Raw genomic sequence first — 9,229 nt, forward strand, 5'->3', positions numbered from 1 at the left:
ATTGGCATGGAGAGCCCGTTGAACCATCCGAACGATGACCGGCTTGATATTGATGGCGACACGCTGCACGAAGAGTGCGGCGTGTTCGGCATTTTGGGGCACAGTGATGCGGCCGCCCTGACCGCACTGGGGCTGCACGCCCTGCAGCATCGCGGGCAAGAAGCGGCTGGCATTGTCAGTTTTGACGGGCGCCAGTTCTACGCCGAAAAGCGCATGGGGCTGGTGGGCGACCATTATACCGACCCCGTGCTGCTGGCCAAGCTGCCCGGCGCGATGGCAATGGGCCACACGCGCTATTCGACTACCGGCGAAGTGGCATTGCGCAATGTGCAGCCGCTGTTTGCCGAACTGGGTGACGGCGGCATTGCCATTGCTCACAATGGCAATTTCACCAACGGATTGACGCTGCGCCGGCAGATCATTGCCACCGGCGCCATCTGCCAGTCGACTTCGGACACCGAAGTGGTGCTGCATCTGGTGGCGCGCTCGCGGCACAGTTCGAGCACCGACCGGTTCATCGACGCCATCCGCCAGATGGAAGGCGGCTACGCCATGCTGGCGATGACCCGAACCAAGCTGATCGCGGCGCGTGACCCGATTGGCATTCGACCGCTGGTGATGGGCGAACTCGACGGCAAGCCGATCTTCTGCTCGGAAACCTGCGCGCTCGACATGATCGGGGCCAAATATATCCGCGACGTCGAGAACGGCGAGGTCGTGATCTGCGAAGTCCAGCCCGATGGGTCGATCAGCATTGAAGCACGCAAGCAGGCGCGCAAGCAGCCCGAGCGTCCATGCCTGTTCGAATATGTCTATTTCGCCCGGCCTGACTCGATGGTTTCGGGTCGCAGTGTCTATGGCGCCCGCAAGCGCATGGGAATCAACCTGGCCAAGGAGGCCCCGGTCGAGGCCGATGTGGTAGTGCCAGTGCCCGATGGCGGGACACCTGCTGCCATCGGCTTTGCGCAGGCCAGTGGCATCCCGTACGAGCTGGGCATTATCCGCAACCATTATGTGGGCCGCACCTTCATCGAACCGACCCAGTCGATCCGGGCCTTTGGGGTCAAGCTCAAGCACTCTGCCAACCGGGCCGAGATCGCCGGCAAGCGCGTGGTGCTGATCGACGATTCGATCGTGCGCGGCACAACCTCGATCAAGATCGTCCAGATGATCCGCGATGCGGGCGCCACGGAAGTGCATATCCGCGTAGCCAGCCCGATGATCGCCTATTCGGATTATTATGGCATCGACACGCCGGATCCGGACAAGCTGCTGGCCAATCAGCACGACAGCCTGGAATCGATGTGCAAGTTCATCGGCGCGGACTCGCTGGCATTCCTGTCGATTGATGGCCTGTACGAAGCCGTCGGTGGCGAGAAGCGCAACGCGCAGGCACCACAATTCACCGACCATTATTTCACCGGCGAGTATCCGACGCAGCTGACCGATCTGGACGGCCGCGGCAAGAACGACCCCAAACATGTTTCTCTGCTGAAAGAGGCCGGTTAATGGCTGTATCTGCGGATCAAACCGGCCAGGATCTGGTCGGCAAGGTCATTCTCGTGACGGGCGCTTCGCGCGGCATCGGTTATGCGGCGGCGCTTGAGGCGGCGCGGCGCGGAGCCCATGTGGTGGCGGTGGCCCGTACGGTTGGCGGACTTGAGGAGCTCGATGACGAAATCCAGGACCTTGGATCGTCAGCGACGCTGGTGCCGCTGGACCTGCGCGATGGTGACGCCATTGACCGGCTGGGCGCGGCGATCTTTGAGCGCTGGGGTGCCCTGGACGGATTGATCGCCAATGCCGGGCAGCTTGGTGTGCTCAGTCCCCTGCCCCATGTGAAGCCGGAGGATTTCGACAAGGTGATAGCGGTCAATGTGACGGCCAATTACCGGCTGTTGCGATCGACCGATCTGTTGCTGCGCCAGGCCGAGGCCGGGCGCGCGGTGTTTGTGTCGTCGTCTTCGGCCAAGTCGGCGCGGCCGTTCTGGGGGCTGTATGCCGCCAGCAAGGCGGCGGTAGATGCCATGGTCAAGTCCTATGCTGCCGAAATCGAGCAGTCCAAGGTCAAGGTGAACGTGTTCTATCCCGGCGCGGTGCGGACGGCGATGCGGGCCAAGGCAATGCCTGGGGAAGATCCGGCGTCTTTGCCAACGCCCGCCGAAATTGCGCCCAAGCTGGTCGACATGGTCAGCCCGGCCTTCAAGGACAGCGGCAAGCTGTATGATGCCAGCACCGGCACCATCAGCGACCTCTAGGCGCCCGCCATGGCAACGATCCGCAGCTACCGGCCGGACGATCTGCCAGCACTGTACGATATCTGCCTGACGACCGGCGCGGCAGGTCAGGACGCATCGGCACAATACAGCGATCCAGAGCTGATCGGACACCTCTACGCGGCGCCCTATGCGGTGCTGCAGCCCGATCTGGTGCTGGTGGCCGAGGACGCGCTTGGTGTTGCCGGCTATATTGTGGGCACATATGACAGCAATGGCTTTGCCGAGCGCCTGGAGCGCGAATGGTGGCCGGCGCTGCGACAGCGCTACGCCAAGCCGTCAACGGCGCTCACGCAGAGAGACAGGCAGCGGATCGCCGACATTCGGACGCCGAGGAGCAATCCGCCAGCAATTGTTGCCCGCTATCCGGCCCATATCCACATGAACCTGCGCAGCAGGCTGCGCGGTCAGGGCGTGGGTACAGCGCTGCTGGAACGCTGGGTGGACAAGGCGCGGGCGGCTGGCGTGGCAGGCATTCACCTGGGGGCCAGTGTCAGCAATAGCGGCGGCGTTGGCTTTTGGCGGCGCAGCGGCTTTGCTCCACTGCAGACCATTGGCAGCACGGTGTGGATGGGCATGGCGCTGACCGACTAATCGGCCAGCGGCGTCATCAGGATCTTGTCAATCCGGCGTCCATCGAGATCGAGCACCTCAATCCTGAAGCCGTCATGTTCAAAGGTCTCGCCGACTGCCGGCAGACGATTGATGATCGACAGCACATAGCCCGCCACCGTCTCGAACTTGGCGTCGCGCGGAATGGCGATCTTGAGCTTGTCGCTGAACTCGTCGACCGGCATCCAGCCGGCGACCAGCCAGGAGCCGTCCTCGCGTCTGACGATCGCCGGATCATCGCCGGTCTCTTCCTGGAACACGCCGGTGATGACTTCGAGAATGTCCGCCGAGGTGACAATGCCTTCGAAGTGGCCGTATTCGTCGACCACCAGGGCCATGTGGACGGTGGAATTGCGAATGGCGCGCACCACGTCGAGCGCATCGGCATGGTCCATCACGACAGGCACCGGCTGCACGAAGCGGCGCAGTTCGAGCGGCAGGCCATTGGCGAAGACGCCGATAATGTCCTTGATGGCGACAACGCCGATAATGGAATCGGCATCCCCGTCCTGCACCAACAGGCGGGAGCGATTGGTGCTGAGGATCGTCTTGCGGATTTCCTCGCTCTGATCAGAGAGATCGAGCACATCAACATCGAGGCGCGGCGTCATCAGGCCACGGGCCGAACGGTCGGCCAAACGCATGACGCCCGAGATCATCGAGTGTTCGTCGCTTTCGATGACGCCGGCGGTGGTGGCTTCAGCGATGATGGTCTTGACCTCTTCTTCGGTCACCTTTTCGTCTGACTCCCCGGCCTGGCCGAGCAGGGCCAGCACGGCCTTGCCCGAAATGTCGAGCAGCCAGACCACTGGTGAGCCGACGGCAGCCAAGAGCTTCATGGCCGGGGCGACACGGGCAGCGACGCCTTCGGCATCGCGCAGGGCGATCTGCTTGGGCACCAGTTCACCCAGGATCAGCGAGATATAGGTGATGATCAGCACGACAACACCGACGCCGAGAATGTCGGCGAGACTGCCGGCGACGCCGACGGTTTTGAGCCACTCGGTGAGGCGCAGGCCGAGCGTCGCGCCGGAAAAGGCGCCCGACAGGATGCCCACCAGGGTAATACCGATCTGCACCGAGGACAGGAACTTGCCCGGGTCCTCGGCCAGGACGATGGCAATTGCGGCGCCCTTATTGCCCTGATCTGCCATGTTGCGCAGGCGGGCGGGACGGGCGGAAACCACCGCAAGCTCCGACATGGCCAGCAGGCCATTGACGATGGTCAGGACGACGACGATCAATATTTCTAAGAACAAGGTGACTTCATAAAATGCGACCGCACACTCAGCAGCGGGTCGCTTCAGCGCGCGCAATATAGGGGTAAATCAGGGCTTTGTACCATGGGGTCTGTGAATATGTTGCGGACAACCACGGCACGACCGGTGAACCGGAACGGGGCCCGCCGGGGGCCCCGTTGAGGCGCGACTAACCCAGACGGCGCTTGGTCTTGTCGTCATAGGGATTATTGCTGCCGGCACGCACCCACAGGCGAATGGGCGAGCCCTTGATATCGAAGGCCTCGCGCATGCCATTGACCAGATAGCGCTGGTAGGAGGTGGGCAGCACGTCGGGGCGTGAGGCAAACAGGATGAAGCTGGGTGGCCTTGTCTTGGCCTGCGTCATATAGCGCAGCTTGAGGCGGCGACCCGAGACGGCCGGTGGCGGATGTCCATCGACCATGCCCTGCAGCCAGCGATTGAGGCGGGCAGTGGAAATGTGGGTATTCCAGGTGCGCTCGATCTTGAAGATGGCGGCCATCAGCTTGTCGATGTTCTTGCCGGTAAGGCCAGACAGGGTCACCAGGGGAACACCGCGCATCTGCGGCAACAGCCGCTCGCAGGCCTCCTTGAGGTGGGCCAGTGCGGCGTTCTTGTCCTCGATCAGATCCCATTTGTTGACGGCGATGACCAGCGCCCGGCCTTCGCGTTCAACCAGGTCGGCCAGCGCCAGATCCTGCTTTTCGAACGGTACGGTGGCGTCGAGCATGAGCACGACAACTTCGGCATACTGGATGGAGCGCAGACTATCGCCGACGGCGAGCTTTTCCAGCTTCTCGGTCACGCGGGAGCGGCGGCGGATACCGGCGGTATCGACCAGATTGATGACGCGCCCTTCCCATTCCCACGGCACCAGGATGGAATCGCGGGTAATGCCGGCCTCGGGACCAACCAGCACGCGCTCTTCGCCGACCATGCGATTGATCAGGGTCGACTTGCCGGCATTGGGGCGCCCGACAATGGCAACGTTGAGATAGCGGTTGGGATTCCAGCGCAGCGTGGCTTCGTCACCCTCGCCTTCGAGCATGTCCTCGGTAATGTCGACATCGACGGCCGGCATCAGGTCAACAATGGCCTGGTCCTGCGCGCCACGCTCGGCGGCGGCCTTGTCGATGGCGGCAGAGACGATGGAATAGAGTTCGGACAGACCCAGGCCGTGTTCGGCGGACAGCGCGATGGGCTCGCCGAAGCCAAGCTTGTAGGCTTCCACCAGGCCAGCCTCGGAGGCACCGCTTTCGGCCTTGTTGCCAATCAGATGGACATGCTTGCCGGCCTTGCGCAGCACCTGGGCAAAGCGCTGATCGAGCGGCATGACGCCGGCGCGGGCGTCGATCATGAACAGGATGACGTCGGCTTCGCGAATGGCCAGCTCGGTCTGCTGGCGCATGCGGTCTTCGAGGCTGCCATCCTTGACATCCTCATAGCCCGCCGTATCGAGGATGCGGAAGGTCAGATCGGCGATGCGGCCTTCGGCCTCGCGGCGGTCGCGGGTGACACCGGGGGTGTCATCGACCAGCGCAATCTTGCGCCCGACAAGACGGTTGAAGAGCGTGGACTTACCAACATTGGGACGACCGACAATGGCGACGGTGACGGTCATGGATATGCGTTCCGATCAGGCGGGAGACGGCGACCGCTATTGAGCGGCTGGCGCAGTCTCGGTGGTGACAGCCGATGCATCGGCCGCCGGTGTTTGTGTGGTGGCCGCTGCGTCAGCAGACGGTGCATCGCTGCTGACGATGGCATCAATGGCGCTCGCCGCAGCGTCCGCATCAGCGGTCGGTGCAACAACGCCCTCGGCCTGCAACTGCGCCAGATAATAGCCCATGCGGTTGCGGGTGGTCGACTGGGTCAGCGGATCATTGATCACCGCCTCGAAACTGGTCTGGGCCGCGGTGAAATCGCCAGCCTTGTACTGGGCCAGGCCCAGCGCTTCGTACGCCGCATTGCGCAGCGGACTGGTATCGGTGGCAACACTGCCGACGCGCGCTTCGACATCAGCCAGATTGCCGTGGTCGACCATCAGCGTGCCGCCCAGCACCAGGGCCAGCTCACGCAGGCGCTGATTGGACTGGCTGTTGGCCAGGGAGTCGTAAGCGGCGACGGCCTCGTCAATCTTGCCGTCCCTGGCCAGAAGGCCGGCTTTGCGGAACTCGGCCAGTGTGGGGTAGTTGCCACTGCCATCGGCAATGACGCTATCAAGCTGGGCCTGGGCCGCAGCCAGATCACCGCCATCGGCCAGTTCGAAGGCCGCATACAACTCGTCGGACGATACGGCCGCCTTGCTGGCGTGATACCAGGACCAGCCTTCATTGACGGCAACAAGGGCCACAACGGCGACGGCAGCACCAATCACATAAGGCGCAAAACGACGCCAAAGCGCGCGCATACGATCGCTGCGCAGCTCCTCATCGACTTCGCGGAAAATATTGTCTTCGGCCATGGTCTGCCTAATGGTCGGGTTTGGATTGGAGCGCACGTTTAGCACTTTGCCGGGCGAATGCAAATGCGCCCGGCGCGGCCATTGCAGCAGGCTTTGGTGCGATACTAGCGCGGGTTGAGGCGCCGGGGATTATTCCCACTCAATGGTGCCGGGCGGCTTGCTGGTCACGTCATAAACGACGCGGTTGATGCCGCGAACCTCGTTGATGATGCGGGTGGCGGTCTTGCCGAGGAAGTTCATGTCGAACTGGTAGAAATCGGCCGTCATGCCATCGACCGAGGTCACGGCGCGCAGGGCGCAGACGAACTCATAGGTGCGGCCATCGCCCATGACGCCGACGGTCTGGACCGGCAGCAGCACGGCAAAGGCCTGCCAGATCTTGTCGTACTGGCCGGACTTGCGGATTTCATCGAGATAGATGGCGTCAGCCTGACGCAGGATGTCGAGCTTTTCGGGCGTGATGCCGCCGGGGCAGCGAATGGCCAGACCCGGACCGGGGAATGGGTGGCGGCCAATGAAGCTCTCGGGCAGGCCCAGTTCACGGCCCAGCACGCGGACTTCGTCCTTGAACAGCTCGCGCAGCGGCTCGACGAGCTGCATGTTCATGCGCTCGGGCAGACCGCCCACATTGTGGTGGCTCTTGATGGTGACCGAAGGACCGCCGGTGAACGAGACGGATTCGATAACGTCGGGATAGAGCGTGCCCTGGGCAAGGAACTCGGCGCCGCCGAGTTTTTTGGCTTCTTCCTCGAAGGTCTCGATGAACAGCCGGCCAATGATCTTGCGCTTGGTCTCGGGGTCGGAGACGCCATCGAGCTCGCGCAGGAAGACCTTGGAAACATCGACGTGGACGAGCGGGATATTGTACTCGTCGCGGAACATGGTGACGACCTGTTCGCTCTCATTGAGGCGCATCAGACCGTGGTCGACATAGATGCAGGTGAGCTGGTCGCCAATGGCCTCGTGGATCAGCACGGCAGCCACCGAGGAATCGACGCCGCCCGAGAGGCCGCAAATGACCTTGCCGGTGCCGACCTGCTCACGGATCTTCTCGATCATCCTGGCGCGATAGGCTGCCATGGTCCAGCTCGAGGCGATGCCGCAGATCTGGTGCACGAAATTGGCATAGAGCCTGGCCCCATCGGGGGTGTGCACCACTTCGGGGTGGAACTGCACGGCCCAGATGCGACGGGCTTCGTCGGCGATCATGGCGAAGGGGGCGTTTGCGGAGGTGCCGACGACTTCAAAGCCCTCGGGCAAGGCCACGACGCGGTCGCCATGGCTCATCCAGACCTGATGCTCGCTGCCCAGATCCCAGACGCCGTCAGTCAGGGCCGAGGCCTTTTCAACCTTGACTTCGGCACGACCGAATTCGCGATGATGGCCGGCTTCGACCTTGCCGCCCAGCGCCATGCACAGGGCCTGTTGGCCATAGCAGATGCCCAGGATGGGGACACCGGCATTCAGAATGGCCGGATCGATGGTCGGGGCGTTTTCATCAAGGGTTGAGGCAGGCCCACCCGAGAGCACCACACCGCTAGGCTGCAGGGCGGCCATGGCGGCGCCGGCGCTCTGGAAAGGATGGATTTCGCAATACACCCCCGTCTCGCGAATACGGCGCGCGATCAACTGGGTGACTTGCGATCCGAAGTCGACGATCAGGATCGATTGCGGGTGGTCGGCGGTGTCTGGGCTTTGCATGGCGAGCCCTTAGCCGTGCTGGCGAGATTCCGCAAGATGGCAGCGTGCAGAGCACAGTTGCGCGCGCACGAAAAAGCCAGCCGCACTAGTTGAGAATGGCGATGGAAAAATTGAGCAAGGTCGCAAAAGACACCCATGCCAGATAGGGGACGAAAAGCCATGCGGCGATTGTATCGGTTTTTCGCGCCACGAGGATAAACCCGATGATCAGGCCGAGCATGACGATGATAATGGCAAAGGCGCCCCAGAGCAGGTGGGCAGTGAACCAGACGGGGGACCAGAGCCAGTTGGCCAGCATCTGGGCGACCCACAGGCCCATTGCCGGGCTGTTGGGCCGCGCCATCCAGATGCGCCAGCCGGCAATGGCGATCATGACGTAAAGGGTGGTCCAGACCGGGGCAAAGACCCAGCTGGGGGGATTGAACGGCGGCTTGGCAAGGTTTTCGAACCAGGTGCCCGGGGTGGACTGGGAACCGATGAAGCCACCGACGCCAATCACCACGACCAGGAAGACTGCCAAGGTCAGCCAACTGCGGGCGGAGCGGTAGTCAATGGTGGTGGTGGTCATGGCGTGCGGCTCCGCAAACGTACAGCTCAACCGGTAACGCGCCGGGGCGCCGATTGGTTCACCGGGGCGATCAAGGTGTCCGGCGCAGGGCGTTGAGATAAAAGCCATCGGTGCCGGTCAGGCGGGGGGTCAGCGCAATGCCGGCGCCGGCAGTGGCGACACCCGCGGGCGCCCCGGTGCCGAAGGCAGATTGCCAGAGCGACTGCGGATCGAGCGAGGCAAATTCGGGATTGGCGGCGAGGAAGGCGGTGACCTGGTCGTCATTTTCTTCGGGCAGGATGGAGCAGGTGATGTAGATCAGCGTGCCATCGGGCTTGAGGAAGCGCCGGGCGTCCGCCAGGATGGCGGC

At 62.9% G+C, this 9,229-nt stretch carries 8 protein-coding genes and 1 pseudogene; 3 read left to right on the forward strand and 6 right to left on the reverse strand.

Annotation, left to right across the window (positions count from 1 at the left end; translation table 11 throughout):
- The first annotated feature begins 6 nt into the window (after window positions 1-6).
- Genes purF through Q8O80_RS18790 form a run of 3 tightly spaced genes read left to right on the forward strand, consistent with a single transcriptional unit; the run spans window position 7 to window position 2,870 of the window.
- Window positions 7-1,509: an amidophosphoribosyltransferase gene (gene purF / locus Q8O80_RS18780; RefSeq protein ID WP_371136238.1), complete on the forward strand. Its 1,503-nt coding sequence runs from the start codon at window positions 7-9 to the stop codon at window positions 1,507-1,509.
- Entirely contained in the window at window positions 1,509-2,258 is a 750-nt protein-coding gene (locus tag Q8O80_RS18785; RefSeq protein WP_305582122.1) for an SDR family NAD(P)-dependent oxidoreductase, read from the forward strand. Before purF ends, Q8O80_RS18785 begins: the two co-directional genes overlap by 1 nt.
- A 9-nt stretch (window positions 2,259-2,267) precedes the next feature.
- On the forward strand, window positions 2,268-2,870 hold the full coding sequence (locus Q8O80_RS18790) for a GNAT family N-acetyltransferase (RefSeq protein ID WP_305582124.1): 603 nt from the start codon (window positions 2,268-2,270) through the stop codon (window positions 2,868-2,870).
- Here Q8O80_RS18790 and Q8O80_RS18795 read toward each other — a convergent pair.
- From Q8O80_RS18795 to Q8O80_RS18820, 6 genes and pseudogenes are all read right to left on the reverse strand, one after another.
- Entirely contained in the window at window positions 2,867-4,132 is a 1,266-nt protein-coding gene (locus Q8O80_RS18795) for a hemolysin family protein (protein ID WP_305582138.1), read from the reverse strand. The genes Q8O80_RS18790 and Q8O80_RS18795 overlap by 4 nt on opposite strands.
- A 184-nt stretch (window positions 4,133-4,316) precedes the next feature.
- The gene (gene der, locus Q8O80_RS18800) at window positions 4,317-5,768 is read right to left on the reverse strand and encodes a ribosome biogenesis GTPase Der (protein WP_305582126.1); all 1,452 of its coding nucleotides are present in this window, start codon (window positions 5,766-5,768) and stop codon (window positions 4,317-4,319) included.
- A 36-nt stretch (window positions 5,769-5,804) separates the two neighbouring features.
- Window positions 5,805-6,647: a tetratricopeptide repeat protein gene (locus Q8O80_RS18805; protein WP_305582128.1), complete on the reverse strand. Its 843-nt coding sequence runs from the start codon at window positions 6,645-6,647 to the stop codon at window positions 5,805-5,807.
- Between the two features lie 93 nt (window positions 6,648-6,740).
- On the reverse strand, window positions 6,741-8,312 hold the full coding sequence (guaA, locus tag Q8O80_RS18810) for a glutamine-hydrolyzing GMP synthase (RefSeq protein WP_305582130.1): 1,572 nt from the start codon (window positions 8,310-8,312) through the stop codon (window positions 6,741-6,743).
- An 85-nt stretch (window positions 8,313-8,397) separates the two neighbouring features.
- Window positions 8,398-8,880 (reverse strand): TspO/MBR family protein, encoded by a 483-nt coding sequence (locus Q8O80_RS18815; RefSeq protein ID WP_305582132.1) that lies wholly within the window; start codon window positions 8,878-8,880, stop codon window positions 8,398-8,400.
- A gap of 70 nt (window positions 8,881-8,950) precedes the next feature.
- Window positions 8,951-9,229 (reverse strand): annotated as a pseudogene (locus Q8O80_RS18820) (MFS transporter); the annotation flags it as partial.

The organism is Devosia sp., from assembly GCF_030689745.1.
GTDB lineage: Bacteria > Pseudomonadota > Alphaproteobacteria > Rhizobiales > Devosiaceae > Devosia > Devosia alba.

Bases quoted from the DNA above. Each gene is read 5' to 3' on its own strand.
- Q8O80_RS18815 (WP_305582132.1), bottom strand. From the start codon at position 8,880: ATGACCACCACCACCATTGACTACCGCTCCGCCCGCAGTTGGCTGACC.
- guaA (WP_305582130.1), bottom strand. From the start codon at position 8,312: ATGCAAAGCCCAGACACCGCCGACCACCCGCAATCGATCCTGATCGTC.
- purF (WP_371136238.1), top strand. From the start codon at position 7: ATGGAGAGCCCGTTGAACCATCCGAACGATGACCGGCTTGATATTGAT.
- Q8O80_RS18790 (WP_305582124.1), top strand. From the start codon at position 2,268: ATGGCAACGATCCGCAGCTACCGGCCGGACGATCTGCCAGCACTGTAC.
- der (WP_305582126.1), bottom strand. From the start codon at position 5,768: ATGACCGTCACCGTCGCCATTGTCGGTCGTCCCAATGTTGGTAAGTCC.
- Q8O80_RS18785 (WP_305582122.1), top strand. From the start codon at position 1,509: ATGGCTGTATCTGCGGATCAAACCGGCCAGGATCTGGTCGGCAAGGTC.